The sequence below is a fragment of the Sphingobium salicis subsp. salicis genome (assembly GCF_049472635.1).
GTDB lineage: Bacteria > Pseudomonadota > Alphaproteobacteria > Sphingomonadales > Sphingomonadaceae > Sphingobium > Sphingobium yanoikuyae_A.
On sequence record NZ_JAYRCS010000001.1, the window covers coordinates 239659 to 265310 of the forward strand.

Genomic DNA, 25652 nt, shown 5'->3' on the forward strand with positions numbered 1-25652 from the left:
CACGTTTGCCCCAGAAATGCGTTGCCGCGAGTTAGCCTGACGCACGCAGCTAACACGTGCAATCGCACGCTTGTTCATGTTTTGTTCGATTATGTGCACCCCTGAGCTTACGACTTAGTCACCTTTACACGCATAGGGTGGCAAGCATGGGACATCAGCAAGACACCGTAAAATTGATGGGCGGCGCAATCGTCCTCTACAAACGCGGCGACAACAACGACGGGACTTGGCAAGCTCGCTTAGAGCTTGGTGGTGGTAAACGGACGCGGCGGAGCCTGAAAACAACAGATCAGAAGGGCGCAGAACTCGCCGCGTTGGAGCTCTACAGCAAGTTCAAGCCTCGCGCAGACGCTGACATGCCGCTCAATTCGATCAAGTTCGAGGAATTCTGGGACAAACGCTGGATTCCTTGGGTTGAGAAGAATCTCAGCATACACCGCCAGAGGCTCCATGAGGGCACTGGCAAGCGTTACATCAAGCCGTATTTCGACAACTGCGCCGTGGACAAGATCACGGTCCAAAAGGTCGAAAATTACGTTGGCTGGCGGCGTGATAAGGGGACAAAGCGCCCCGCTCAAAAGACGCTTTTGATGGAAACGGGCTTGATCCGTCAGGCGCTGGATCAGGCGGTGCGGTGGTCACTCTGCCCTGTAATGCCACGCATCAAGGTGCCGTTGCTCAAGACCGATCCCAATCGTGCCAAGCGCTTTGGATTTGATGCGGACGAATGGTTCAAGCTCGCGCAGCACATGGATGATTGGCAGCACAGCGGGCAGCACAAACTGCACAATCATCAGCGTCAGATCGTTCGATGTCTTGTTTGGTTCTACTATCTCACGGGCATGAGGCCGCGCGAAGCCGCCCTCTGCAAATGGGCCGATGTGAAATGGACCCGCGACGGTCTCGCTAAGATCACCGTTATGAACGAAACGAAGACCGGCACGCGAATTGTGTTCAGCCAGCCCGGCCTCAAGCCCTATTTGCAGGAATTGGAAAATCTTCGGAAGGACGATGGCAGCACGGAAGATGAGAAGGTTTTCCTATTCAAGCCAGGCTGGGATCCTCATCACACCTTCCGAAATTTGCTGGCCGAGGCGGATTTGCTGAAAGGGCCAGATGGCCACAACCGCACCATCTATAGCCTGCGGCATACCTACATCACGGATCGGCTGACGAACGGGAAGCAGCACGCCGACATTGCCCGCAACTGCGGAACCTCTGTGACGCAAATCCATAAGCACTATGACCATGTGCTGCCGGAACACCGCGTCAAAGAACTGACTGGATACCCAGAGGGCGAATGGGACCCCGCAACGATCCTTGCAGCGCTGCGCTTTGCGAAACAAAACGGCGGGGGGGATTTCGATTTCGATGCCCTTGTGGAAGCTGCTGGGCTTGCGGAACTGGAAAACGATCCGTGGGGCGACAAGCATCCTGCACTCAGGCGCTCTCTCCAGCCCGGCGATGGCGATTTGCCCAGCCCCGGCAGCGTGACAGCGTGAGACGCGGTTCCAGCGCTCAGACGCTCTGACAGGGCATTCTCACTAATAGCGGGGCAAGTAGCCATAACGGATCGACGCGCGCCACAGTCGACGCTTGATCGAGAGCCTCAAAATCGGAGGCTGGTATGCGGCAGAATTTGCGGGATGGTTCAGGAAAATTATTGGGGTGGCGGCAACAGATGGGGCGGCAGATCAGGGGCTATGCCGCCGATGGATCGCCAGCGGGTTGGTTCGATCCCGCGAAAAATGCCACCTATGATCGCGCTGGCCGTCGTGTCGGCGTCGGCGATCTGCTCGCCTCACTAATAGTGGGCGGCAATTAGGGCGGACACGCGGCCCACCCTATTCAGTCAATTGCATCAGGCCGCTGCCTGCTTGGCCTTTCGCTGAACCTTGCGGTCGGCAATTGCCGCCTTGGCCTGAACATCGAGTTCGCCAGCATTGATGGCTTCGATGATCGACGCGATCAGGCCGGGCAACTCGGCGAGATTTTCGACCTCCACGGCATTCATGCCCTTGGCCAGTTCGAGCGGCTTGCTGCCGTAGCGGATCTGGAAGAACATCTTGCCCTGAGCATCCGTAAACCAGCCCTTGCGGACATGGCGGGGAGCATCGACACGGACTTTTTCGCCCGCCTCGTCGGTGCGGGTGACGCGCTTGGTCGCGCTGAACGGCGTCCCGCCGATTTCCGATTCCGCGAGCGCCTTCTGTTCGTTGAGATAGCTCACCAGCTTGCCGCGCAGCATCTGCTCAGGCGTCAGGGGCGCATTGCGGGTGGCAGCGGTCAGCTTGAGGGTCTTGAGGATCGACATTTCCATTTGTTCCTTGGCCGTTATGGTCAAGGTCAGTCGATGGCATCGTCGTTCAGACGGTCGATTAGAAAAGGCCTTAATCAGGTAAATACCTAAATCTTAAACGCCTTCAATTCGGCATATTTTTGGTCGTCGTTGACCTCTGTAACCAAAAATTCCACCCATTGATCTGAGTAGGTGTAGTCATTGTGGGCCGCATGGTAGATGCAGTGATCTCGCTTGGTGTTCTCTGGCTGGGCTGCGCCTTTCCGAGGTCGCGCCGCATACTTCCGCCATGCCTGGGTATGGTTGTGCTGAGTAAAGGCCTTACCAGATTTCTGCTGCACGGCTGTTACTACGTCGCCCGGCTTGTGCGGATACATGTGATCGGCCAGCCTGTGCTGGACAAGCACGTTGCGGATGTCTTTGCCTTCGGCTGAGTCCGGCTGCACGAACTGAAAATGCGCGCGAGATTTGGTTACGGCGTCCAGCGTATAAACGACGCGGAATTGGTATTCGAGATCGCCTATTTGCGCTTCGGTCATGCCTTCCGTCAGTCGCGCATCCACGGCGTCGATGTAGGCAGGGATTTCGTAGCGATTAAGCGTGGCAAGCTGTTCAAGGTTCATCTTCGTGAACTGGATCGCAAAGGACAGGTCATGCGAGAGGGTGAGGCGTGGGCCGAACAGGTCGCAGATTGCCTTGTCAAAATTCAGGCAGCAGGCTTGGAACAAGCCAAGCCATTTCGTGTCGGCCCGGCCAAGAATTTTATGCTCAACATCATCGCGCAGAATTTTCAGGGCGCGGAGATTTTCCTTCATACCCTTGGACAGCGGGCAATCCTGCCGCCCGATCATCTGGCTCAAGAGCAATGACCGGCCATCGTTGCCGACGATCTTGACCTTCTTGCGCTCATAATATTCGTGCAAAAGATAGGTCCACGCTACGTTCGCCAGCATCGTGAACACCTCTGCCTTGAAACGTAACGCGGGGCTATTAAAAACCTGCACGGCTAGAACCATTGCTTCACGAGCACGAATTAATCTTTCATGATCGAATAAATTGAGACCAGTTTTAGTATCGTATGAATCCTTCTTTATCTTGTAAAACTCAAGCTCCTCGTCGTTTGCGGCTATGATCGCCGGATCGTTCTTTGCTTCGGTGATCCGCGCACTATTGATTGTTGCCTCGCGCCCTACGTTCACGAGAGCTTGGATATCCTGATTTCGCCAACCCTTAGCGAGGAGTGCCTTTACGATTGGCTTTTCTGTGTCAGTCAGCGCGCCCTGCTTCTTCCTCGCAACCATCAACTTGCCCCCATTGACCGCGCTTTTCGCCACGTCACTTCGAATGGTCCTTCCGTTAGCCTTCGTGGTCAAGGTCAAGCGCAGCTCTAGCCAGCCAGACGAGCAATCAACCTATGCCTGACGACTGCGATGCTCGGAAGCGCTGGACAGCGAAACGACTCTACTCGACATAGGCGTCCGGGAGGACGCGATGATTCCGACAGCGAAGACATACTGAACCGCACCGGGATTGCCGGAGGCCCTAACTCCTGAGAGGAAGGGTCTACGATGAGCAAGACGACGAACAAGTTTGCACCCGAGGTTCGCGAGCGGGCGATCCGCATGGTTCTGGATCATGAAGGTGATTATCCTTCCCGCTGGGCGGCGATCACATCGGTGGCCGAGAAGATCGGGTGTTCCGGGCACACGCTGCTGGAATGGGTGAAGAAGTCCGAGGTGGACAGCGGCAAGCGCGGCGGGGTGCCGACGGAGACAGCCGAGAAGCTCAAGGCGCTTGAGCGTGAGGTCCGCGAACTGCGGCAAGCTAACGAGATCCTTCGCAAGGCGTCGGCATATTTTGCTCAGGCGGAGCTCGACCGCCCGTTCAAACGATGATCGCCTTTATCGATGAACATCGCGATGCCTATGGGGTCGAGCCGATCTGCCGGGTTCTGCCGATCGCCCCATCCACCTATCATGAGCGCGTCGCCAAACGACGCGACCCCGCACTGCAGTCCGCACGCATTCGACGAGACGAGGCTCTGAGGCCCGAGGTTTTGCGCGTGTTTGCGGAGAATTTCGGCGTTTACGGCGTGCGCAAGGTGTGGCGGCAGATGAAGCGCGAGGGTTTCGATGTTGCTCGCTGCACCGTGCAACGGCTCATGCGAGATCTTGGCTTGCAAGGGGTGATCCGGGGCAAGCCGGTGCGCACCACGATTGCCGATAAGGCAGCACCATGCCCGCTGGATCAGGTCAATCGCCAGTTTCATGCTCCGGCACCGAACATGCTCTGGGTCTCGGATTTCACCTATGTCGCGACCTGGGCGGGGTTCGTCTATGTCGCCTTCGTTATCGACGTCTACGCCCGCTACATCGTGGGCTGGCGCGTCAGCAGAACCGCGCACGCCGGCTTCGTGCTGGATGCGCTGGAGCAGGCTATCCACGATCGGCGGCCTGTTCACCGAGGCGGCCTGGTTCATCACAGCGACCGCGGATCGCAGTACGTGTCCATCAAATATACCGAGCGTCTCGCCGAAGCTGGCATCGAGCCGTCAGTTGGAAGCGTTGGAGACAGCTACGACAATGCTTTGGCCGAAACCATCAACGGTCTCTACAAAGCCGAGGTGATCCACCGTCGAGGGCCTTGGCGGTCGTTTGAGGCCGTTGAGTACGCTACGCTGGAATGGGTGGACTGGTTCAATAATCGGCGGCTCTTGGAGCCCATCGGAAGGGACTGTCAGGATTTCCGTGTGCGGCCGGGCGGTTGATCATCAGGCCGCCATGGCTCTGATGAAACGTTCGCCGAAGATCACGGCAAATTGCGCCTTCGCCATGGTCCACTCACGTGGTGGCATCTTCCACTCTTTCTCCGACCGATTCAAGATCAGGTAGAGCAGCTTGGTGGCGGCCTCGTCGCTGGGGAAGTGTCCCCTGGCCCTGACAGCCCGCCTGAGCTTCGAGTTCAAAGCTTCGATGGCGTTCGTAGTGTAGATGATCCGGCGGACCTCGTCGGGGAACGCAAAAAACGGGATCACCTCGCCCCAGGCGCGCCGCCAGCTCTGGCCGATGGCGGGATAGCGCTGCCCCCAAGGGCCAGCCTCAAATGCTGTCAGCGCCTTTTCGGCGGCATCTGCGTCGGTGGCACGGTAAATCTCCTTGAGCGCGCTGGCGAGGTTCTTTCGGTCCTTCCAGGAGACGAAGTCCATCGAGTTGCGCAGCAGGTGAACGATGCAGGTCTGGACGATCGCATCGGGGAACACTGCGGTGATCGCATCGGGAAAGCCCTTCAGGCCGTCAACGACGGCCAGCAGGATGTCTTCAACGCCACGGTTGCGAAGCTCGTTCATCACCCGAAGCCAGAACTTGGCACCCTCATTCTGCTCGAGCCACAAGCCGAGCACCTCCTTTGCGCCGTCGGCGCGGACGCCCAGCGCAATGTGGATCGCCTTGTTGCGCACCATGCCCTCGTCGCGGATCTTGACCCGGATCGCGTCGAAGAAGACCAGCGGGTAAACCGGATCGAGCGGCCGCTGCTGCCAAGTGGCGACCTCATCGAGCACGGCGTCGGTCACCGTGCTAATCAAATCGGGTGAGACGTCGATGCCGTATAGATCGTGCAGGTGCCTGGTGATCTCGCGGGTGCTCATGCCGCGCGCGTACATCGACACGATCTTGTCGTCGAAGCCGGGAAAGCGGCGTTGATACTTGGCGATCAACTGCGGGTCGAAGCTCGACTGGCGATCGCGCGGCACGTCGATCGCCAACTTGCCGGTGTCGGTCATTACCGTCTTCCGACCGTAGCCGTTGCGCATGTTGCCGGCGCCGTCTTCGCCAGCGAGGTGGTGATCCATCTCCGCATTCAGGGCACGCTCTGTCAGCGCCTTCTTCAGCGAATCGAGCAGACCGCCCTGCTCGAAGGCGGCACTGGCAGCGCCGCCCGCCAAAAGCTGATCGAGAAGCTCATTCGGTATGGCAGGTTCTTTGCGTCGTGACATAGTGGGACTCCTTGTTGCCCATTATGCCCGGCCACACACGGAAATCCTGACAGTCCCCATCGGAAACATCCCACCGGTCGAAGCCGAGCAGCGATATTATGCCATGCTGGACGACGTCCCACTGGCAGCCTAATTTAAATGAAATGGCCTTCGGCAATCCCGGTGCGGTTCAGATTGCCATTCCCTGAGCAGCCAAATCCTTGACCCTCTCGGTATCAATTCTCGCCATTCGCCCCTTGTAAACGCCGTTGGCCTTTGCCTTCGCAATCCCTGCGCGTTGCCGCTCCCTGCGAATGTCGTTCTCGAATTCCGCCACGGCACCCAATATCGCCAGCGTCAGCTTGCCCGTGCTGCTGCTTGTGTCGATGGACTGGTGGACGCACTGGAAGGCAACGCCCTTGCGGCTAAGTTCGTCCAGTAGCTGGAACAAGTCAGTCAGTGAGCGGGCAAAGCGATCAAGCCTGCTGACCACGATGGTATCGCCCTCGCGGACAAACTGGAGCATTTCCACCAGCCCTGCGCGTGCCCTGCTGGTGCCGCTGGCCTGATCCTGAAAGATGCGCTCGCAGCCATGGGCCGTGAGTTCGTCCATCTGGACATCAAGGCTCTGGTCCGCGGTGCTGACGCGCGCATAACCGACGATCATATTTGCTCCTGTCACTTTCGGGTCTGGAGCCTGACCATCTGATGTCATTTTTGCCGGAAATCGACCTGAATGTGACAGGCGCAGCGCGAAATGCGACTGTCACGACAGGGACTACCTGAATGCGGCTTCACTCCGAGTGAAAGGCCCCCACCGTAAATCACGCCAACAAGCGCACGATGTCCGGCACGTTGTGCTGATGACAGCTGATAAATGTCCGGCTTATCCGCAACCGCACCATAGCTTCAATACGATGGTGGCCCTGATTGATAACAGGCTCGTCGGCCGTTTTATCAAATCCAAGATACGGTATCGCTACCAGCTTGCGGGCAACCATCGCGACCAAACGGTCTTTTCTCGAAGCTTGGTTCAGCCTTCCGACGAATGCGTGAAGCTTCTGGACATCAACTTCACAACGACAATAGGCCCCATCGGCATTCGCCTGAGGGTCTATAGGGGCATCATATACGACGCATCCATTCGCGACGTTCTCTTTGCGAATCCGAGCTATGCGCCGGGCTGATAATCTTGAAATGCGACGGCGTTTTGGCTGCTGCGGAACTGAAATTGCTATCCCCTTAAAAATCTGTGCGATAGTCACTGGCCGCACTCCACGCGCGTTTGGAGAGAAGCTGTTTCTTTTCGCTTACGCATTTCCCGCATCCGCTCGGCATCAGTTTTTGGCGGTTTTCGGCCTTTCGGACGACCTGCTTTTCTAAGTTCCCAATCCAATCCCGTTTCCAACTTGGCCACCGTGCAGCCGTCGAACTTGCTGGCCAGCCAAGCAGCGCTTGCACGGCTGGGAACGATCACTGCCACGGGCGCGTGGCCTTTGGGATCACGCAGGGAACATCGCATGATTGCCTGATATTCTGATTGGTAGCAGATGACCGTGCGGACCTGCGCATCAGTCAATCCCAACATGCCCAGGAATTTGGCGCTGGCGTGATTGCGGACGAGTGCGATCAAACTGACCACGGCGTCGCAGCTTTGAAAATGGGGCTTGTTCAGGCCATGGCTTACCGCAGGCAGGCGGTCATTCTGATCGAACATCGGCATTTCCGCAGCCTTGTTAACAACCCAGAGGAACCGCCGTTTCGCGAAATGGTCCTGCACAAAATGCCCGACCGCTTCCAGCAGCGTCTTGCCCGTTTGCGGATCCACCCGCCGTGAGCGCGAAATCGACCATTCATGCTCGAACAGGAAATTGACGGTGAGGCGATGGCCGTTGCCATGCTGCGTGAAGCGCAATCCCTTGGACAGTTGCGGATGCTCCACGAACTGAGCCTCACTGAGGGCTTCCCACAGAATGAAAAGTTCGGTTTCCGTCGCATTCGCACCCATAAGGGTCACCGAGCGATAGTCCGCGACAACCTCCGAGCGTAGGAGCGAGAAGAAATTCAGTTCGCCCTTTGGGCGCTTGCCGTTGAGCAGCGCGTTGTATTCCGCCGTCTCGACCATCACGGTGCGATTGTCGTCGAGCAGATGGGTGGCGATCTCGCCAAACAGGCCAAGAAGCTGGTCGCCCGTTTTGTTGACCCGCAGAGTTTCCATCTGAGACTTGGAACCGTCACGGATTTTCACCGCCGCAACCTTGTCCGTGATGTCCTCCAGATCGAGCAAGTCAGTCAGGTGATTGTGCGTCTTCGCCACGCGGAGTGAGACGTTTTCAAACACGGCGGGGATTTCATCGACGAACAGATCCCAATGGACACGATACGCATTGGGGAGGCGCTTCAAAGCCTCGTGCGTGATGAGCAGGATTTGCTCGTTGTGGGGGTCTGCCTGCTTCATATGTTCCACAATTTCAGGCGTGACAGCCTTGCCATCACCTGCGTTGTAGATCGTTTTGGCGGCAACATCAGGGAATTTGGATTGGATTTCCGCGAGGGTCTGGAGGATCAGCGCTTTGGTGGGCTGCGCGATCAACACCTTGGCCTTTTGCGTCTTCACTAAAGTGGCCGCATGGTCGATCAGTTGGTGCGTTTTTCCAGAGCCAGCGCCCGCGCTTACATAGTAAATTGTCGCGGTCGTCATGCTTCAATTCAACCCCTGAAAGATCGCCGTCATCGTTACGGCGGCACCAGCACAAAATATTGAAAACGTTACGATAATTATCTTAAATATAGGGTTTGCGTAACGCCAGAAGTTGAGGAATTGATTAAAAACGAGGCAGGTGGGAGTGCGAAATGCCTGCGCCAGCAAGGCGTTTTGCGCTTCCCCGCCGCGTTTTTATGGATCTGCGGACCGCGCTGCGCAGCAAAGCGGTTGAGCAAAGCCATTGGGGATTGAGCAATTGCGGAGGGCGCGCGTCGCAATCAGGTCATATCGCGGAAAATTCCTGCGCCCAACTCGCGTGATTTCGCATGTCTTCCGCTTCGCTCGCGCTCGCAGAAGCCAGCTTCCCGCGCGCAAGGCCTGATGTTTGGCAAGCCCAACATCACGCCAAGCCGCTTGCGGTCAGCGATTTCCAATTCCTCAATCGTAAGCTGCGGAGCAGCAATGTTGAGTTCGCGGCAGCGTTTTCCGTCTGAGTGCCGCCGTAACGGGCAACACCTTGTTAACGGTCGCTGCCTACTCTGACCGTCCGCGCCGTTCACTATAGTGGTGGCCGTCGCGGTAGCTCTTTGAATGCTCAGATAAATTCAACGCGAGAGCATGCAGCGTGTTCGAAAATGCGCGTCCGTCCACTGGCTTCGTGCCGTGATGATGGGCCGCAAGAAGAACAGGCGTTGCCACACCGCGGGGTCAAACCCGCATTCGCCAGTGGCTGCGCTGTAATGCTCAAACGATGGAGGATTTCATGAGCACAGAAGTAGTAAAGAATACCTTGTTGAATCTCGTCTCTCAGTTCACCACGCGAGTGGATGACGATGAGCTGACGATCAGGAACCTTGAGGCAAAAGGGCTTAAGGTGACTTGGGAGCAAATTCAGGAGGCGTATGGTATTGCCCAGCGCATCTTGGACCCAACGAACCAGACTGCCTATGAAGCGATCCTCGCGGATTGCGGCATTCCCAAGGCCACTGAAAAAAGCAACTGTTGGTTGCCCGTCACGAAGCTGCTGTATGGCCGTTGGAACGTCGATAAGACGGAATACGTCCTCAACCGTAGCGCTGAAAAGTATGCCTGTGCATTCAGGCATTTCGAGACCAATGGTGTCCCTGCGAGCGGCATCGCCGCATATGTTGAGGCGTTCAACGACTCTCAGCATGGCGCGCATCTCAAGGGGATTGAAGCTTTGGACCGTGCGACGAACGGCAGGGAGAAGGACAACGCGAAGATTGATCGCCTCAAGCGAATTGGTCTGAGCCGCGTCAACCCTGACGTTGTTCGCCTCAAGCGACCTGAATGCGTGCCTGCGGGCAAGCAAAACGGCCTCTTGTGGTTCGAAGTGGAAGGCGACGAGATTGTCGTGCTGGGTTACGAGGATATCAAAACCCAGCAGTTCGACCAACTCGCACTCCGCAAGGGGCGCGAGATTGAAGCTGCCAAGCGTAGGAAAGCTGACGACGAAGTCGATGCAATCGCCAACGGAGGCAGTTCCAATGAGGTATCTCAGGCTGCGTAAAAGCGCCAAGGGGGTGGTGGCAGCAATGTCGCCATCCCCTTTTTCGCGTCCTCACTCTTCGTGAAACACGTCCTCGCAGCATGTGTGCCGATCAGGAATTATCTACATAGTAAAAGGTCGCGACGAGCGATCACTCTTTCGCCGAGCTTTCCGCAATATTCTGGTTTCCATCGACATTGCCGAAATGCGCCGTAGGCATGAAGAATGGGATTCTGCCTTGCAGGCTTGAACCTGACCGGCTCAAAAATCGGATTAGGATGCGGGCTTTGGCAATGGCTTGATGTAGGAAATCTGGCGAGTGCGCTCCGCCTCCTTGCGGCGCTTGTCCTGATCTTTCACAGATTGCAGCGCCTGCTTAGCCAATTCGACCTGGCGCTTTTTCGCGGCCACCAAAGATTGCGCGGGCGTCATAGGTTTCTTTGGTTTGCGCGGCTTCTTTGGCTTGGTCGTGGCGAACTCGTAAAATCTCATGCCGTATTTATACGGTCGCGAGATAATATATTGAAAAATATAGATATTTCAGAGAATAGATTACACGTTCGTTACACGTGTTGCCATGTTAACTATCTATGTAGTTGTTTTTAAAAAATAATATTTCAGACTCGGATCAGCGAAGAGCTAATCCGCTTCGCGACTGCCGCGAATTTCGAGAAGGGGTCGGTTTTCCGGCCCCTTTTTCTTTGCGCGTGATGCTTCCCCTTGAGCGCTTCGTCGCGATGCCATAGCCTTCGGTCAAACGGGGCTTAGTGCAAAAGGAAGTTCGGGGGGAAATGAGACAGTTCGGGTGGTTGGCGGCTTCGGCGGCCATGACGGTTGTGGCGCCTGCCTTTGCCGGAGAGGTGCCGCTGTATCAGCCGGCGCCCGGCTGGATCGACAAGGCGGCGATGCCCAAGCTGGCGGCCGATGGCGATCCGCCCTCGATGATGATCCTCGACAGCCAGCAGCGGGTCGAGAAGGGCCAGCTGTGGAACTATGCCGACATCGCCACCCGCGCCGGTTCGGCCGAGGCGCTGACCCAGCTCTCTTCGCTGACGCTGCCCTGGGCGCCGGACAAGGGCGACCTCATCATCCATGAACTGTCGATCCTGCGCGGCGATCAGCTGATCGATGCGCTGGCCAGCGGCAAGAAATTCACCGTGCTGCGCCGCGAGCAGGGGCTGGAGGCGCTGCAGATCAGCGGCATCCTGACCGCGACGATGGCGGTCGAGGGGGTGCAGGTGGGCGATGTCGTGCGGCTGCGCTATTCGACCACCAGCAAGGATGATGCGCTGGGCGGTCATGTCCAGAATGTCTCGGCCCTGCCGGCCGCGCCGCTGCGGCTGGGCTATGGCCGGGTCCGCCTGCTGTGGGACGATGCGGATGCGCCGCGCTGGAAGCTGCTGGCGAGCGGCGTCGATGCCAAGCCGGTCAAGAAGGGCGGCCTGACCGAGCTGAGCTTTGCCGTGCCGCTGGCCAAGCAGCCGGAAATGCCGGCCGACGCGCCGACCCGCTTCACCCATCCGCCGCTGTTCGAACTGTCGACCTTCGCCAGTTGGGCCGATGTGTCGAAGACGATGGCGCCGCTCTATGCGACCGATGGGCTGATCGCTGATGGATCGCCGCTGGCGGGCGAACTGGCCAAGCTCAAGGCGCTGCCGGGATCGCCGAAGGAAAAGGCTGCGGCCGCGCTGCAACTGGTGCAGGACCATGTCCGCTATCTGATGGTCGGCATGAATGGCGGCAATTATGTCCCGCAAAAGCCGGCCGAGACCTGGACGCTGCGCTATGGCGACTGCAAGGCGAAGACGCTGCTGCTGCTTTCGCTGCTGCGCGGGCTGGGGATCGAGGCGGAGCCGGTGCTGGCCAGTTCGACCCTGGGCGATTCCGTGCCGGAACGGCTGCCCACGGCCGCGGCCTTCGACCATGTGCTGGTGCGTGCGGTGATCGATGGCCAGTCCTACTGGCTCGACGGCACGGGCCTGGGATCGCGGCTGGAGGATATCGGCGATACGCCGCGCTTCGGATCGGTGCTGCCGGTGCGCACCGCCGGCGCTGAACTGATGCCGATCCAGACCCATGCCAATGCCCGGCCGACGATCGACGTCAGTGTCGAGGCTGATGAAAGCGGGCATGAGAAGCTGCCGACCGTGTTCGATGCCAGGGCGGTGCTGCGCGGGCAGATAGCCACCATGATCAGCACCGGTCTCGGCCAGATGGATGCCAAGCGGCGCGACGAGATGGTGCAGGGCTTTTTCAGCGAGCAGGTCGGCACCGCCCAATATAGCCAGGTCGGCGTCACCACCGATGCAGCCTCGGCCACCGTCACCTTCACTGCCCATGGCGTCACCAGTTCGCCCTGGAAGCTCAGCGATCGGCGCTATCGCCGCGACGCCGGCAAGCTGATCGACGAGATCAGCTTCACGCCGGACCGGGCACGCCCCGCCTGGCTGGCGATCCCGGTGGCGACAGGCGCGCCGATCGGCATCCGCTATCATCTGCGCCTGCGCCTGCCCCAGGGCGGCAAGGGCTATGCGATCGAGGGCGAGCAGGGCCTCAGCAAGACGGTGGCCGGCTATGACCTGCGCCGGACCGTTCAGCTGAAGGACGGGGTGCTGGATGTCGAGGAGCGGACCGACGCCACCGGCGTCGAGATCGCGGCCGATCGCCTGCCCGACGAGCGCGATGCGCTGGCCACGGTGCAGGCGATGTCGCCGCATGTGATCGGCCCGGCCAAGCCGACCTATTTCTGGGATTACAGCCCGGCGACCATCGCCGCCTGGCCGCAGTCCAAGGCGGTCGAGGCGACCTTTGCCAAGGCGATCGCCGCCGATGCGGAGGACGCGACCGGCTATTCCAGCCGCAGCAATTTCCGCTGGGGCATCGGCGATTACAAAAATGCGCTGGTCGACCTGGACAAGGCGATCGGGATCAAGCCCGATGTCGACCTCTATCTGCAGCGCGCCTATCGCAGGTTCCAGACTGGTGACGTGACCGGCGCGCTGGCCGACGGCCGGATGGCGCGCCAGCTCGACCCGGCGTCGGGCGCGGCGGTCGGCACGGTCGCGACCTATCTGGCGGAAAGCGGCAAGCTGGACGATGCGATCGGCATGGTCGACGCAAAGATCGCGATCGGTGGCGAGGCGCGGGACGGCTATCGCAGCTTCAAGGCGACACTGCTTGGCACCTATGGCGATCCGGCCAAGGCAATCGAGATCATCGATGCGCAACTGGCGGAAAAGCCGGGCATGACCGGGCTGTTTAACGAGCGTTGCTGGGTCAAGGGATCGCGCAATGTCGAGCTGGACAGTGCGATGCAGGATTGCACCAAGGCGGTGGAGCTGAGTTCGGGCAGCATGGCTGCGCTCGACAGCCGGGCGATGCTGTGGTTCCGCATGGGTCGGTTCGATGATGCGTTGCGCGACCTGGATGTCGTCGTGGCGCAGGAGCCGGGCAAGGAGCCGAGCCGCTACATGCGCGGCATCGTGCTGCACCGGCTGGGCCGGGCGAGCGAGGGGGACGCGGAAATCGCGGTCGCCCGCCGCATCGATCCGCGCATCGACGCCGTCTATGCCCGCTACGGGATCAAGCCCTGATTTTGTCGTGACGCCCGCGTTTCGATGGAAACCTTTCCTCCTGTCCGATGGTTGACAGGGGGAAAGCCACTTCCAAGGAGAAACCATATGGGTGAACTGACCGACAAGGTGAAGGCCGCGGGCAACAAGGCCGCCGGTGCCACGAAGGAAGCGATCGGCAAGGCCACGGATAATGAACGCCTGGAAGCCGAAGGCAAGCTGCAGAAGGCGAAGGGAACGGCCCAGGATGTGGCCGGCTCGGTCAAGGGTGCGCTCGGCGACAAGATCTGACGCCCCACCGTCTGCACGAACGAAGAGGCTCCGTCGACAGGCGGGGCCTTTTTCGTTTCTGTCCTATCTGGTTAAGGCCGTGCTATAAGAACGGGGCCGCTTTCCGATAGGATCGCGGCCCCGCAATATTATGTCAGAATGTGCGGGAAATGTGCGAAGTTAAGCCTGTTCCGCCAGATAGGCCTTCACGTCGCGGCGCAGTTCGCCGGCGCACAGATAGAGGGCGATGACATTGGGGATCGCCATCAGGAAGAAGCTGCTGTCGACGATGCCGACCACCCGGCCGAGGTCGATCGCGGCGGCCGGGGGCAGGGCGACGACATAGAGGATCTTGTAGACCCACTGGGCGCGCGGCCCATTGCCGAACAGATAGCCCCAGGCCTGAAGACCATAGAAGCCCCAGGCGACCAGTGTCGAATAGGCGAAGAGGAAGACGACGACGGCGAGCAGCCAGGGGAACCAGGGCGACACCTTGGCAAAGGCGGCCGACGTGATGGCGATGCCCTCCAGCCCGTTATTCCAGGTGCCGGCGACGACGAGCGCCAGCCCGCCCAGCGCGCAGACGATCATCGTGCCGAGCAGCGGCTCCAGCAGCGCGACAAGGCCTTCGGACACTGGATGGCGCGCCCGTGCCAGGCTGTGCGCCATGACGGCGGACCCGACGCCCGCCTCGCTGGCGAAAACCGCGCGGCGCATGCCCGCGACAAAGGCGCCGATCGCGCCGCCGGTGGCCGCATCGCTGGAAAAGGCGCCGTGCCAGATCAGCGCCAGCGCGCCGGGAATGGCGTCGGCATGGAGGATCAGGATCGCCGCGACGCCGCCCAGATAGACGGTGACCTTGAGCGGGGTCAGGCGCTTCGACACTTCGCCCAGCCAGGCCGCGCCGCCCATCGTCACCAGCGCGACGGCCGCCGCGATGAACACGCCATAGGCCCAGCCATTGGTCATGCCGGTGACCACCTTCACCTGGGCGAAGCTCTGGTTGACCTGCACCATCGGGATCGCGCCGAACAGGGCGAAGAAGGCATAGGCGCCGCCCAGAACCAAGCCGATCTTCGGCCAGCCGCGCGCTGCGCCGACTGCCTTGAGCACATACATCGGCCCGCCATGGACATGGCCCCGCTCGTCGAAGACGCGATATTTGAGGCCCAGCGTGACCTCCGCCATCTTCACCGTCATCGCGAACCAGCCGATGATGAACATCCACAATATCGCGCCCGGCCCGCCCATGGTCAGCGCCACCGCGACGCCGGCGATATTGCCAAGGCCAATGGTGCCGGACAGGGCGGTGGACAGCGCGCCCCACTGGCTGACATCGCCCTTCGCCTCGCCCTCATGCGGTTGGGTGCGCAGGATGCGGATCGCCCGGCCGACCTGGGTGACATTGGGGAAGCCGAGCCAGATGGTGAAGAACAGCATGGGGAGCGCGAGATAGAGCACGATCAGCTCGATCTGCGCGCCGAACAGGGGAACCTTGAAGAAGACCGCGCTGGACAGCGCGTCGACGGCGGCATTGAAATTTTCCATGCGGCGGCGATGCCGGGACAGCGGTGGAAAGTCGATCAAAGATTGCTATGGGGGAGGTGAGTTTTACCCATAGCCGCTCCGGGACAGGATCGCATGAGCAGACAATATTTCGGCACTGACGGTATTCGTGGTCGCACCAACCAGTGGCCGATGACGCCGCAACTGGCGATGAAGGTCGGCATGGCCGCCGGCACCCATTTCCAGCGCGGCAGCCATCGCCACCGGGTGGTGATCGGCAAGGATACCCGCCTGTCGGGCTATATGGTCGAAAATGCGCTGGTCGCGGGCTTCACCGCGGTTGGCATGGACGTGGTCCAGTTCGGCCCGATCCCGACGCCGGCCGTCGCCATGCTGGCCCATTCGATGCGCGCCGACCTGGGCGTCATGATTTCGGCCAGCCACAATCCCTATTATGATAATGGCATCAAGCTGTTCGGCCCGGATGGCTACAAGCTGTCGGACGAGGATGAGCTGATGATCGAGGCGCTGCTGAATCAGGATGTGCCGCTGGCTGCGTCTAAGGATATCGGCCGCGCCCGCCGGGTCGAGGACGCGCGTGGCCGCTATATCCATGCGGTCAAGTCCAGCTTCCCCGCGGACCTGCGGCTCGACGGCCTCAAGATCGTGGTCGATTGCGCCAATGGCGCCGCCTATCAGGTCGCGCCGTCGGCCTTCTGGGAACTGGGCGCGGAAGTGGTTGCGGTCGGCGTCACGCCCAACGGCACCAATATCAATGACGGCTGCGGATCGACCGCGCCGCTGCTGTGCCAGGAAACGGTCGTCTCCTCCGGCGCCGATATCGGCATTGCGCTGGACGGCGATGCCGACCGGCTGATCGTGGTCGATGAAAAGGGCCAGATCGTCGATGGCGACCAGATCATGGCGCTGATCGCGTCCAATTTCGCCCGCGCCGGCACGCTGCGCGGTGGCGGGCTGGTGGCGACGATCATGTCGAACCTGGGCCTCGAACGTTTCCTGACCGGGCAGGGCATCGGCCTGGAACGCACCAAGGTGGGCGACCGCTATGTGCTGGAGCGGATGCGCGAAGGCGGCTTCAATGTCGGCGGCGAACAGTCCGGCCACATGATCCTGTCGGACTATGCGACGACCGGCGACGGCACGGTGGCGGCGCTGCAGGTGCTGGCCGCCTTGGTCCGCTCGGGCAAGCCGGCGAGCGAGACGCTGCACCAGTTCGATCCGGTGCCCCAATTGCTCAAGAATGTCCGCTTCGCCGGCGGCAAGCCGCTGGAGGATGAGACGGTGCAGCGCGTGATCGCCCAGGCCGAGGCGGAACTGAACGGGTCGGGCCGGCTGGTCATCCGCCCGTCCGGCACCGAACCGGTGATCCGTGTCATGGCCGAAGGCGACCGCGAGGATCAGGTCAAGGATGTGGTCGAGCGCATCTGCGCAGCGGTCGAGAAGGCGGCGGCCTGATGCTTGAAATGCGGCCCGATTGCGAACGCTGCGGCACCGACCTGCCGGCCGATGAGCCCGGCGCATTCATCTGTTCGTTCGAATGCACTTATTGCGCGCCCTGTGCCGAGGCGCTGGACGATCGCTGCCCCAATTGCGGCGGCGAACTGATGGACCGGCCGACCCGGATGGGCAAGGCGCTGGCGAACAACCCCGCCTCCACGGAGCGCAAGTTCAAGGGATGAGCGTGCCCCGCATTCTCATCATTGCCGGGTCGGACAGCGGCGGCGGTGCCGGTATCCAGGCGGATATCAAGACGGTCACGCTGCTGGGCGGCCATGCCATGACCGCGATCACCGCGATCACCGCGCAGAACACGCTGGGCGTGCAGGGCGTCCACCCGGTGCCGACCGAGATGGTGCTGGCGCAGATGGACAGCGTGATCAGCGACATCGGCGTCGACGCGGTCAAGATCGGCATGATCGGTTCGGCGCAGACGGCGGCAGCGGTGGCCGAGCGGCTGGCATTGCTGGAGCATGTGCCGATCGTCTTCGATCCCGTCATGGTCGCGACCAGCGGATCGCCGTTGGCCGACGACGCGACCATCGCAGCGTTCGAGCGGCTGATGGCCATCGCCACGCTGGTGACGCCCAATATCCCCGAGCTGGCGGCGCTGGGCGGCGAGGAAATCGCCATCCGTTTCGCCACCCATGTGCTGGCCAAGGGCGGCCATGGCGAGGGGCCGATGCTGACCGACCGGCTGATCGGACCGCAGGGCGTGCGCAAGGCGTGGAGCAATGCGCGGATCGACACGCGGCACAGTCATGGCACCGGTTGCACCCTGGCGAGCGCGATCGCGACTGGTCTGGGGCAGGGGCTGGACCTGATCGAGGCGGTCGAGCGTGGCCGCAAATATGTGCGCGAGGCACTGGCGCTGGCGCCGGGGCTTGGCGCGGGCCATGGCCCGATGGGCAATCCCTTCGGCTTCCACGCCTATGCCTGATTTTGCGCATGAACTGATCCATCATCCCGGCCTTGTCGCCGGGGTGGACGAGGCCGGACGCGGGCCGCTGGCGGGGCCGGTGGTCGCGGCGGCGGTAATCCTGCGGCAGGAGGATTGCCCCGAGGGCCTCAATGATTCCAAGAAGCTGACCGCCAAGCGCCGCGCCGCGCTGGAGGGGGAGATCAAGGCCCGCGCGCTGTGCTGGGGACTGGGCATCGCCAGCGTGGCCGAGATCGACGAACTCAACATATTATGGGCGACGATGCTGGCCATGACCCGCGCGGTCGAGGCGCTTTCGCAGGAGTGCAGCCATGTGCTGGTCGATGGCAATCGCTGTCCCAACTGGCGCTGGCCCTCGACCGCGGTGGTGGAGGGCGACGCCAAATGCCTGTCGATCGCCGCCGCGTCGATCCTGGCCAAGGAAGAGCGCGACCGGATCATGATCGCGGCCGCCGCCGAACATCCGCATTATGGGTGGGAGAGCAACAAGGGCTATGGCAGCGCCAAGCATATGGCGGCGCTGCGTGAGCATGGGCCGACGCCGCTGCACCGGCGCAGTTTTTCGCCGGTGGCGCAACTGCTGCTGATCTGACGATGCTGTCCCGTCGCGGGGCGGGATGGGGATGATTTGAGGGCTGGCGCGGGTGTGGCGCATGCTTAAGAAGGGATTCATGTCCTTCGCCCGTTCCGGCCTTTCCTGCCTGTTCCTGCTTGTCGGCGCGCTGTCGCTGCCGGTGCAGGCGGCTGCGCCGGTCAAGCGCGCGCGGCCGGCGGCCAAGGTTGGTGCGCTGGCGCCGGGTGGCTATCGCTGGCTGGAGGACGGGCCGCTCGACGGGCCGATCCATCTGGTCATCAGCATCGATCGGCAGATGGCCCATGTCTATAGCGGCGACCGGCTGGTCGGCATGGCGAGCGTGTCGACTGGCATGGCCGGGCACAGCACGCCGACCGGCGACTATCCGATCCTGCAGAAGAACCAGTGGCACCGCTCCAATCTCTACAGCAATGCGCCCATGCCCTTCATGCAGCGGCTGACCTGGGACGGCATTGCGCTGCATGCCGGGCATAATCCGGGCTATCCGGCCAGCCATGGCTGCATCCGCCTGCCCTATGCCTTTGCCCAGAAGCTGTTCGGCATGACCAGCCTGGGTGGGCTGGTGACGGTGACCAGGGATCGGCTGCATCCCTCGCTGCCGATCGAGCAGATGGCGGCGGCGGATTCCATGGCCAAGGTCGCTGCGCCGGCCCCGGCAAAGCCGGTGCTGGATATCGACCCGATCATCTTCGTGCCGAGGGTATCGCGGAGGTAAACGGTCAGCGCTGGGCCAGTGCCGAACGCCGCATCGAATAGCCGAAATAGAGCAGGGCCGCCGCACCAACCCAGACCGCGAACAGCGCATAGGTGTCGGCCGGCAGGCCGAAGATCAGATAGGCGCAGAAGAGCGTGCTGGCGATCGGCAGGACCGGATAGAAGGGCACCTTGTAGCCGCGCGGCAGGTCCGGCCGGGTGCGGCGCAGGATGATGACGCCGATCGACACGGTGGCAAAGGCGATCAGCGTGCCCATGCTGGTGAGGTTGACCAGCACGTCCAATGGCACGAAGGCGGCGAGCAGGGCGACGCCGATCGCGACGATCCACGTATTCTGGCGCGGCACATGGCGCACCGGATCGACCCGGCAGAAAAAGGCGGGCAGCAGCCCGTCGCGACCCATGGCATAGAGGATGCGGGTCTGGCCGTAGATCACCACCAGGGTGACGCTGAAGATCGAGGCGATGGCGCCCAGCGACAGGATCACCGCCGGCCAGCCCGCGCCGGTGAGGTTGTGGAGGATGACGGCCAGGCCCGCTTCCTGCCCGGCAAACTCGGTCCAGGGCTGGGCGCCGATCGCCGCGACCGCGACCAATATATAGGCGGCGGTGACGATCAGCAGCGACAGGATGATGGCAAGCGGCAGGTCGCGGCGCGGATTGCGCACTTCCTCGCCGGCGGTCGAGACCGCGTCGATGCCGATATAGGAAAAGAAGATGGAGGAGGCCGCAGCGCCGATGCCGGCCATGCCCTTGGGCGCGAAGGGGTGGAAGTTGGTCGGCTGGAAATGGGCGAGCGCGACCACCACGAACAGCGCCAGCACGGCGAGCTTGGCGATCACCAATATGGCGTTGGCGGTGGTCGATTCCCGCGTGCCGCGCAGCAGCAGGATGAGGCAGAGGCCCACCAGCAGCACGGCGGGCAGGTTGACGATACCGCCCGCACCGGGTGGCCGGGCGATGATGTCGGGCAGGCGCCAGCCGGTGCTGATCGAGAGAAGCTCGTTCAGATATTGCCCCCATCCCACGGCGATGGCGGAGGCGGAGACGCCATATTCCAGCAGCAGGCAACTGCCGATCAGGAAGGCGGCAAGTTCGCCCATGGTGGCATAGGCATAGGAATAGGAGGAGCCCGACGCCGGCACGGCCGAGGCCATTTCGGCATAGCAGAGCGCGGTGAGCGCGGCGGTGATGCCGGCGATGACGAAGGACAGGGTGACCGCCGGCCCCGCTTCGGGCACGGCGGTGGTCAGGGCGACGAAGATGCCGGTGCCGATGGTCGCACCGACGCCCAGCATGGTCAGCTGGAACAAGCCGATATTGCGGGCGAGTGGTTTCGTATCGGGATCATCGCCGATGAAGTCGAGCACCGGCTTGCAGCGCAGCAGCGCGATCAGGAGCGGATGGCGGGGCGATCGGTTCGTCATGCTCCGCCGCTGTCATGCCGTGCGCGGGAAGGCAAATGAATATCGTGTGAGATTGGACCGGCGGACCGGTGAGGGCGCGCGATTGTCGGCGTGTCGCCGCTGGGCTAGGCATGGGGGTGTTGGCCGCCGACCTGTTCGGCTTGGGATGGATGATCGAGCCTTGATGGATCAGAAGCGATTGCCTGGCGCGCGGAAATGGGCGCGATCCATGCTGATGGTTGCAGCGGCGATGCTGCTGCCGGCGATGGCATCGGCAGCGGATGTGCCGAGCGGCGGCACCATATCTGTGTCCATGCAGGAGGATGCGAGCGGGCAGGCGGGCGCGGCCGACGCCTTTGTCGATGCGGCCACCCTGGCCCTGTCGGACAAGGGCTTCACCTTGCTGGACGATGGCCATGCCGCGCTGGTCATGGAACTGGTGATCCGGGCGTCCGAGGTCGGGACCGGGACCGGCAAGGTCGAGAAGAGCAATTCCGACCTGATGCCCGGCGGCGTGTCGGGCGCGGTGGGATCGAGCTTCTCGCTGGCGGTGCCATCCGGCAAGACGCGCCATGTGGCGCTGGAGCGCACCGAGCTGGAGATGCGCCTGCATCGGCGCGGCGACGCGGCGGTGATCTGGAGCGGCAGTGCGGTAACGGTGCGCCCGGCCGACAAGCGGGCTAGTGCTGCCATGGCGCTGTGCAACGCGCTGCTGCGCGCCTATCCCGAGCAGCCCGAAACGGTGATCGGCGTTCCCTAGATTTTCGCGATCACCTCTTCGCCGATGCGGGCGGCATTGTCGCACCATTCGGAACGGCTGCGACCCCTGACCGTGATGCCGCAGGCGGTGACGCCCAATTCCGCATAGGTGCCGATGCGGTCGACGATCTGCTGGTTGGAGAGATCCTCGCCCGGTTTGTTGACGCCGCCCAGGATCACGTCGGGCAGGTTTGTGCGGCCGACCTGTGCCGCATAGTCGCGCATATAGGCGATGCCGGCCTGAAGATCGGCCTCATTCTCCATCGCGGCGGTGCGGGTGGTGGCGCTGTTGACGCCGCCACCGGCGGTGAAGAAGGGGTTCCAGCCATCGGCGAGATCGACCACGCGGCGGATGGCGCGCTTGGCATTGCCGCCGACATAGAGGGGCAGGCCGGGCTTTTGCGGCGATCCGGGGATGATGCGGTTGCCGAACGCCTGATAGCCGGTGCCTTCGAAGGCGAACTCCTCACCGGTCGTGGCGGCGCGGATGGCGCGCAGATATTCGTCCATCAACTCGTTGCGCTGGTCGAAATCGACGCCGAGCGCACGATATTCGCCCTTGAGATAGCCCGCGCCTACACTGAGCGTTACCCGGCCGCCGGCGAAGGCGTCGAGCGTGGTGATATCGCGCGCGACGATGAAGGGATTGCGATAGGGCAGGACGAGGATGCCGGTCTGCAGCCGCAGGGTCGTGGTGTGGGCGGCGAGCAGGGCCAGCATGACGAAGGGTGACTGGGCGTGATGGCCACCGGCGTCGAGCCAGCGGCCGGTGGGCACCGGATGGTCGGTGACGAGGCCGGCGTGGAAGCCGGCCTGCTCGATCGTGCGGCCGATTTCCGCGACCGCCGCCATCGTGCCGAACTCGTCGGGCAGATCGGCATGGTCGAAGGGCAGGGGGACGTTGATCTTCATGCGTCGGACACTCCATGCGGTTCGACCAGCACCCATTGGCTGGCGGCATTGCGGACCCAGCCGGACGAGGCCCAGCTGCCGCCGTCGACCGGCAATATGGTGCCGGTGATGTAGCTGCTCATCGGCGAGGCCAGGAACAGGGCGGCCTGGCCGCATTCGCTGTCGATGCCGGGCCGTTGCAGCGGGATGCGGCGGGCGGTGGCATCGGCCATGGCGGGGGGCACGGGGAACCAGGTGGCTTCATCGACAGGGCCGCGGGGATTGCCGCGCGTGCCCGGCGTCGTCGTGAAATCGGGCGCGATCGCGTTCACGCGGATGCCATGATCGGCCAGCTCCAGCGCCATGGTCCGGGTGAAATTGTTCATCCCCGCCTTGCACGCGGCATAGACGGCATAGCCCGGCGCAGCGCGCGATCCTTCGATGCTGGAGACGTTGATGATGGCGCCGCCGCGCCCGCCCGTGATGATGTGCGGCACGGCGGCCGAGGTGGCGGCGAGCATCGAGACGAGGTTGAGGTCGATATGGCGGCGCCAGCTATTCTGGCTCTGGTCGAGAAAGGCCTTCCGGCTGACGCCGCCGACATTGTTGACGAGGATGTCGATCCGGCCAAAGCGGGCCTGGGCCGCGTCGACCATCGCCGCGACCTGATCGGGTTGGGCCATGTCGGTCGGGATGGCGAGGCAGGCGCGGCCATGCTCCGCAACGCGGGCCGCCACTTCCGCGCCGCGTTCGGGGAGGATGTCGGCGATGACGACGTCGGCGCCGGCCTCCGCCAGGGCGAGCGCGATGGCGCGGCCGATGCCCGCGCCGCCGCCGGTGACGATGGCGACCTGATCGGTGATGCGGCACTGGTCTGGCGCCATGGCGCGATCCTCTTCCCCTTTTGACCGTCAGTTCGCGGCCAAGGGGGAAGGGGAGTCAATCGCGTGCCCGGTCATATCGACCGGGCGATGGCGCTTATTGGGCGGTCCAGCCGCCGTCGATCGAGAGATTGGCGCCGGTGATCTGGGCGGCGGCGTCGCTGCAGAGATAGAGGGCAGTGGCGGCGACCTGTTCGGCGGTGACGAACTGCTTGGTCGGCTGGCCGGCGAGCAGCACGTCGTTCATCACCTGCTCGCGGGTCATGTTCCGCGCCTTCATCGTGTCGGGAATCTGGTTTTCCACGAGCGGGGTCCAGACATAGCCGGGCGAGATGCAGTTGGCGGTGATGCCGAAGGTAGCGACTTCCAGCGCGACCGTCTTGGTGAAGCCGTTGAGACCATGCTTGGCGGTCACATAGGCGCTCTTGAAGGGGGAGGCGACCAGCGAGTGGGCCGAGGCGGTCTGGATGATCCGGCCCCACTTCTTGTCCTTCATGTACGGAATGGCAAGGCGCGTGGTGTGGAAGGCGGCGTTGAGGTTGAGCGCGATGATGAGGTCCCATTTGTCGAGCGGGAACTCCTCGACCGGGGCGACATGCTGCATGCCGGCATTGTTGATGAGGATGTCGACGCCGCCGAAGGCATCGGCCGCTTCCTTCATCATCGCCTCGATCTGGTCCACCTTGGTCAGGTCATGGCCGCTGTAGAGCGCCTTGGCGCCCGAGAGGGCTTCGAGGCCCAAGCGCTCCTTCTCGATCGAGTCCGCGTCGCCAAAGCCGTTGATCACGACATTGGCGCCTTCGCCGGCCAGCGCCTTGGCATAGCCAAGCCCGATGCCCGAGGTGGAGCCGGTGATCAGGGCGGTCTTGCCAGCGAGGGACTTGCTCATGCCATTTTCTCCTTGAGATGATCCGGCGCGTCGAGATCGAAGGTCGCGCTCTTTCCGTCGAGAATGTTGCGGGCGATGAGGTCGCCCTTGTGCATCACTTCTTCCACCGCCTCGCGACCCTGGCTCCAATGGTCGAGCATGGTCGCGCGGGAAAATTCGAAATCCTTCGCGCCGCTTTCCCAGGCGCGGGTGCGGTAGATGAGGTGGACGATGTTGACCGATCCGCCATCGAGCATGTCGCGCAGCTTCTGCGCCTCCGGCCCGTCCTGCAGTTCGGGCGGCAGCTTGTCGAGCAGCGCCTTGATCGCGCCATGCTCGCGGCGCAGGCGCAGATACTGGTCGGTCACCTGGCGGGTGCGGCTGCTATACTGGATGTCCTTCATGCGCGAATAAACATCGGTCATCTGCCGCGGCATCGGCCCTTCGGCCGGGAAGAGATCGACCTGGAAGACGAGCATGTCGTCGGTCTGGTGGTTGAGCACATGGGCGAGCGGCGTGTTGGAGACGATGCCGCCATCCCAATACCAGCGCCCATCGATCTCGACCGGGGGCAGGCCCGGCGGCAGCGCGCCCGAGGCCATGATATGGCGCGCGTCGATGCGGGTGTTGCCGCCCGGTCCGCGCGTGTCCCAATAAGCGAAATTGCCGGTCTCGACATCGACCGCGCCGACCGACAGGCGGACCGGCCCGTCATTGAGCAGATCCCAGTCGACACAGGCGTCGAGCGTGTCCTTCAAGGGCGCGCTGTCATAGAAGCTGATCGCGCCGGCCGATCCTTCGGGCATCAGCGGCGCGGGCCACAGGCGCGGGCGGAACATGCCCGGCACGCCCAGCGTCGCGACCGTGCCGGCGGCCATCAGATGGGCGGCCTCGCGGATATGGTCGATTTCCGGCAGGATCATGTTGGGCATGCCGCCCGAGACGGTCAGCCAGAATTTCTTGAGCTGGCTCAGGCGCCGGTGCGGTGGATTGCCAGCGATGATCGCGGCATTGACCGCGCCGATCGAAATGCCCGCGACCCAGCTGACATCGACCCCCAGTTCATCGAGCCGCTGATAGACGCCAGCCTGGAAGGAGCCGAGCGCGCCGCCCCCCTGCAACAGCAATGCGACTTCGCGGGGGAGGGGGAGGGGCGTGGTGGCGCGGCGGCGCGGTCGGGATTCGGTGTCGGCCATGTCGCACTGCAATATAGGTTTTGGTCCGGCCATTCCAACTTAATGTCTCG

25 protein-coding genes and 1 other annotated feature are annotated in these 25652 nt (G+C 62.2%); of the genes, 12 read left to right on the forward strand and 13 right to left on the reverse strand.

What is annotated here, in order from left to right:
- Positions 1–146 precede the first annotated feature (146 nt).
- Entirely contained in the window at positions 147–1502 is a 1356-nt protein-coding gene (locus VHN57_RS01150; protein ID WP_423282385.1) for a tyrosine-type recombinase/integrase, read from the forward strand.
- A gap of 179 nt (positions 1503–1681) precedes the next feature.
- Positions 1682–1825, forward strand: coding sequence for a hypothetical protein (locus tag VHN57_RS01155; protein ID WP_423282387.1), 144 nt, complete (start codon positions 1682–1684; stop codon positions 1823–1825).
- Positions 1826–1861: 36 nt separating this feature from the next.
- On the opposite strand, the gene VHN57_RS01160 is transcribed toward VHN57_RS01155, so the two are convergent.
- Both VHN57_RS01160 and VHN57_RS01165 read right to left on the reverse strand, forming a co-directional pair.
- Complete coding sequence (locus VHN57_RS01160) at positions 1862–2320, reverse strand: DUF6641 family protein (RefSeq protein ID WP_423282389.1); 459 nt, start codon at positions 2318–2320, stop codon at positions 1862–1864.
- Positions 2321–2406: 86 nt separating this feature from the next.
- Positions 2407–3678 (reverse strand): DUF3644 domain-containing protein, encoded by a 1272-nt coding sequence (locus VHN57_RS01165; protein ID WP_423282391.1) that lies wholly within the window; start codon positions 3676–3678, stop codon positions 2407–2409.
- 189 nt (positions 3679–3867) lie between these two features.
- Here VHN57_RS01165 and VHN57_RS01170 point away from each other — a divergent pair.
- Positions 3868–5066 (forward strand): IS3 family transposase gene (locus tag VHN57_RS01170; protein WP_423282393.1). Its coding sequence is split into 2 segments (ribosomal slippage): positions 3868–4156 and positions 4156–5066, totalling 1200 coding nucleotides; the frame shifts between segments, so codons are not numbered across the junction.
- Positions 4149–4265 (forward strand) — a sequence feature (AL1L pseudoknot). It overlaps the preceding gene by 117 nt.
- A 3-nt stretch (positions 5067–5069) precedes the next feature.
- Here the strand turns inward: VHN57_RS01170 and VHN57_RS01175 are convergent.
- The 4 genes from VHN57_RS01175 to VHN57_RS01190 form a co-directional block, all read right to left on the reverse strand.
- Complete coding sequence (locus tag VHN57_RS01175; protein WP_014082638.1) at positions 5070–6293, reverse strand: IS256-like element ISSpwi2 family transposase; 1224 nt, start codon at positions 6291–6293, stop codon at positions 5070–5072.
- Between the two features lie 169 nt (positions 6294–6462).
- On the reverse strand, positions 6463–6939 hold the full coding sequence (locus tag VHN57_RS01180; RefSeq protein ID WP_423282396.1) for a recombinase family protein: 477 nt from the start codon (positions 6937–6939) through the stop codon (positions 6463–6465).
- A gap of 157 nt (positions 6940–7096) precedes the next feature.
- Positions 7097–7537, reverse strand: a complete 441-nt coding sequence (locus VHN57_RS01185) for a hypothetical protein (RefSeq protein WP_423282398.1) — start codon at positions 7535–7537, stop codon at positions 7097–7099.
- Positions 7534–8973: a DEAD/DEAH box helicase family protein gene (locus VHN57_RS01190; protein ID WP_423282400.1), complete on the reverse strand. Its 1440-nt coding sequence runs from the start codon at positions 8971–8973 to the stop codon at positions 7534–7536. The genes VHN57_RS01185 and VHN57_RS01190 overlap by 4 nt, the downstream gene beginning before the upstream one ends.
- Before the next feature lie 766 nt (positions 8974–9739).
- Here VHN57_RS01190 and VHN57_RS01195 point away from each other — a divergent pair.
- Entirely contained in the window at positions 9740–10507 is a 768-nt protein-coding gene (locus tag VHN57_RS01195) for a hypothetical protein (protein WP_423282402.1), read from the forward strand.
- Positions 10508–10759: 252 nt separating this feature from the next.
- Here VHN57_RS01195 and VHN57_RS01200 read toward each other — a convergent pair whose 3' ends face one another.
- A complete protein-coding gene (locus tag VHN57_RS01200) occupies positions 10760–10918 on the reverse strand; it encodes a hypothetical protein (RefSeq protein WP_423282404.1) in 159 nt (52 codons plus the stop codon).
- A gap of 395 nt (positions 10919–11313) precedes the next feature.
- Here VHN57_RS01200 and VHN57_RS01205 point away from each other — a divergent pair, with 395 nt between their 5' ends.
- Positions 11314–14079, forward strand: a complete 2766-nt coding sequence (locus VHN57_RS01205) for a DUF3857 domain-containing protein (protein ID WP_423285954.1) — start codon at positions 11314–11316, stop codon at positions 14077–14079.
- Positions 14080–14166: 87 nt separating this feature from the next.
- A complete protein-coding gene (locus VHN57_RS01210) occupies positions 14167–14349 on the forward strand; it encodes a CsbD family protein (RefSeq protein ID WP_004210977.1) in 183 nt (60 codons plus the stop codon).
- A gap of 159 nt (positions 14350–14508) precedes the next feature.
- On the opposite strand, the gene VHN57_RS01215 is transcribed toward VHN57_RS01210, so the two are convergent.
- Positions 14509–15876 carry an alanine/glycine:cation symporter family protein gene (locus VHN57_RS01215; protein ID WP_278986543.1) on the reverse strand — a complete coding sequence of 456 codons (1368 nt, stop codon included), beginning with the start codon at positions 15874–15876 and terminating at the stop codon, positions 14509–14511.
- Positions 15877–15969: 93 nt separating this feature from the next.
- Here VHN57_RS01215 and glmM point away from each other — a divergent pair, with 93 nt between their 5' ends.
- From glmM to VHN57_RS01240, 5 genes are all read left to right on the forward strand, one after another.
- On the forward strand, positions 15970–17310 hold the full coding sequence (gene glmM, locus VHN57_RS01220) for a phosphoglucosamine mutase (RefSeq protein ID WP_423282407.1): 1341 nt from the start codon (positions 15970–15972) through the stop codon (positions 17308–17310).
- Positions 17310–17534 carry a DUF1272 domain-containing protein gene (locus tag VHN57_RS01225; RefSeq protein WP_010337632.1) on the forward strand — a complete coding sequence of 75 codons (225 nt, stop codon included), beginning with the start codon at positions 17310–17312 and terminating at the stop codon, positions 17532–17534. The genes glmM and VHN57_RS01225 overlap by 1 nt, the downstream gene beginning before the upstream one ends.
- Positions 17531–18292 (forward strand): bifunctional hydroxymethylpyrimidine kinase/phosphomethylpyrimidine kinase, encoded by a 762-nt coding sequence (gene thiD, locus VHN57_RS01230; RefSeq protein ID WP_125997715.1) that lies wholly within the window; start codon positions 17531–17533, stop codon positions 18290–18292. Before VHN57_RS01225 ends, thiD begins: the two co-directional genes overlap by 4 nt.
- Positions 18285–18884, forward strand: a complete 600-nt coding sequence (locus VHN57_RS01235) for a ribonuclease HII (RefSeq protein WP_278986547.1) — start codon at positions 18285–18287, stop codon at positions 18882–18884. The genes thiD and VHN57_RS01235 overlap by 8 nt, the downstream gene beginning before the upstream one ends.
- 79 nt (positions 18885–18963) lie before the next feature.
- Complete coding sequence (locus VHN57_RS01240) at positions 18964–19602, forward strand: L,D-transpeptidase family protein (protein WP_048939017.1); 639 nt, start codon at positions 18964–18966, stop codon at positions 19600–19602.
- Positions 19603–19606: 4 nt separating this feature from the next.
- Here VHN57_RS01240 and VHN57_RS01245 read toward each other — a convergent pair whose 3' ends face one another.
- Entirely contained in the window at positions 19607–21028 is a 1422-nt protein-coding gene (locus tag VHN57_RS01245) for an APC family permease (protein WP_278986549.1), read from the reverse strand.
- A 208-nt stretch (positions 21029–21236) separates the two neighbouring features.
- Here VHN57_RS01245 and VHN57_RS01250 point away from each other — a divergent pair, with 208 nt between their 5' ends.
- Entirely contained in the window at positions 21237–21767 is a 531-nt protein-coding gene (locus VHN57_RS01250; RefSeq protein ID WP_278986551.1) for a hypothetical protein, read from the forward strand.
- On the opposite strand, the gene VHN57_RS01255 is transcribed toward VHN57_RS01250, so the two are convergent.
- From VHN57_RS01255 to VHN57_RS01270, 4 genes are all read right to left on the reverse strand, one after another.
- Complete coding sequence (locus tag VHN57_RS01255) at positions 21764–22678, reverse strand: LLM class F420-dependent oxidoreductase (RefSeq protein WP_278986552.1); 915 nt, start codon at positions 22676–22678, stop codon at positions 21764–21766. The two genes, VHN57_RS01250 and VHN57_RS01255, sit on opposite strands and share 4 nt — an antisense overlap.
- Positions 22675–23541: an SDR family NAD(P)-dependent oxidoreductase gene (locus VHN57_RS01260; protein ID WP_278986553.1), complete on the reverse strand. Its 867-nt coding sequence runs from the start codon at positions 23539–23541 to the stop codon at positions 22675–22677. Before VHN57_RS01260 ends, VHN57_RS01255 begins: the two co-directional genes overlap by 4 nt.
- Before the next feature lie 94 nt (positions 23542–23635).
- Positions 23636–24427 (reverse strand): 3-hydroxybutyrate dehydrogenase, encoded by a 792-nt coding sequence (locus VHN57_RS01265; protein WP_278986554.1) that lies wholly within the window; start codon positions 24425–24427, stop codon positions 23636–23638.
- A complete protein-coding gene (locus VHN57_RS01270) occupies positions 24424–25602 on the reverse strand; it encodes a patatin-like phospholipase family protein (protein WP_004210996.1) in 1179 nt (392 codons plus the stop codon). Before VHN57_RS01270 ends, VHN57_RS01265 begins: the two co-directional genes overlap by 4 nt.
- Positions 25603–25652: the final 50 nt, after the last annotated feature.

What these genes read in the sequence shown, in the direction of transcription:
- VHN57_RS01255 (WP_278986552.1), bottom strand. Translation starts at nt 22,678, where the DNA reads ATGAAGATCAACGTCCCCCTGCCCTTCGACCATGCCGATCTGCCCGAC.
- thiD (WP_125997715.1), top strand. Translation starts at nt 17,531, where the DNA reads ATGAGCGTGCCCCGCATTCTCATCATTGCCGGGTCGGACAGCGGCGGC.
- VHN57_RS01150 (WP_423282385.1), top strand. Translation starts at nt 147, where the DNA reads ATGGGACATCAGCAAGACACCGTAAAATTGATGGGCGGCGCAATCGTC.
- VHN57_RS01195 (WP_423282402.1), top strand. Translation starts at nt 9,740, where the DNA reads ATGAGCACAGAAGTAGTAAAGAATACCTTGTTGAATCTCGTCTCTCAG.
- VHN57_RS01200 (WP_423282404.1), bottom strand. Translation starts at nt 10,918, where the DNA reads ATGACGCCCGCGCAATCTTTGGTGGCCGCGAAAAAGCGCCAGGTCGAA.
- VHN57_RS01260 (WP_278986553.1), bottom strand. Translation starts at nt 23,541, where the DNA reads ATGGCGCCAGACCAGTGCCGCATCACCGATCAGGTCGCCATCGTCACC.
- VHN57_RS01190 (WP_423282400.1), bottom strand. Translation starts at nt 8,973, where the DNA reads ATGACGACCGCGACAATTTACTATGTAAGCGCGGGCGCTGGCTCTGGA.
- VHN57_RS01215 (WP_278986543.1), bottom strand. Translation starts at nt 15,876, where the DNA reads ATGGAAAATTTCAATGCCGCCGTCGACGCGCTGTCCAGCGCGGTCTTC.
- VHN57_RS01155 (WP_423282387.1), top strand. Translation starts at nt 1,682, where the DNA reads ATGGGGCGGCAGATCAGGGGCTATGCCGCCGATGGATCGCCAGCGGGT.
- VHN57_RS01270 (WP_004210996.1), bottom strand. Translation starts at nt 25,602, where the DNA reads ATGGCCGACACCGAATCCCGACCGCGCCGCCGCGCCACCACGCCCCTC.
- VHN57_RS01175 (WP_014082638.1), bottom strand. Translation starts at nt 6,293, where the DNA reads ATGTCACGACGCAAAGAACCTGCCATACCGAATGAGCTTCTCGATCAG.
- VHN57_RS01180 (WP_423282396.1), bottom strand. Translation starts at nt 6,939, where the DNA reads ATGATCGTCGGTTATGCGCGCGTCAGCACCGCGGACCAGAGCCTTGAT.
- VHN57_RS01210 (WP_004210977.1), top strand. Translation starts at nt 14,167, where the DNA reads ATGGGTGAACTGACCGACAAGGTGAAGGCCGCGGGCAACAAGGCCGCC.
- VHN57_RS01235 (WP_278986547.1), top strand. Translation starts at nt 18,285, where the DNA reads ATGCCTGATTTTGCGCATGAACTGATCCATCATCCCGGCCTTGTCGCC.
- VHN57_RS01225 (WP_010337632.1), top strand. Translation starts at nt 17,310, where the DNA reads ATGCTTGAAATGCGGCCCGATTGCGAACGCTGCGGCACCGACCTGCCG.
- glmM (WP_423282407.1), top strand. Translation starts at nt 15,970, where the DNA reads ATGAGCAGACAATATTTCGGCACTGACGGTATTCGTGGTCGCACCAAC.
- VHN57_RS01240 (WP_048939017.1), top strand. Translation starts at nt 18,964, where the DNA reads ATGTCCTTCGCCCGTTCCGGCCTTTCCTGCCTGTTCCTGCTTGTCGGC.
- VHN57_RS01245 (WP_278986549.1), bottom strand. Translation starts at nt 21,028, where the DNA reads ATGACGAACCGATCGCCCCGCCATCCGCTCCTGATCGCGCTGCTGCGC.
- VHN57_RS01205 (WP_423285954.1), top strand. Translation starts at nt 11,314, where the DNA reads ATGACGGTTGTGGCGCCTGCCTTTGCCGGAGAGGTGCCGCTGTATCAG.
- VHN57_RS01265 (WP_278986554.1), bottom strand. Translation starts at nt 24,427, where the DNA reads ATGAGCAAGTCCCTCGCTGGCAAGACCGCCCTGATCACCGGCTCCACC.
- VHN57_RS01160 (WP_423282389.1), bottom strand. Translation starts at nt 2,320, where the DNA reads ATGGAAATGTCGATCCTCAAGACCCTCAAGCTGACCGCTGCCACCCGC.
- VHN57_RS01250 (WP_278986551.1), top strand. Translation starts at nt 21,237, where the DNA reads ATGCTGATGGTTGCAGCGGCGATGCTGCTGCCGGCGATGGCATCGGCA.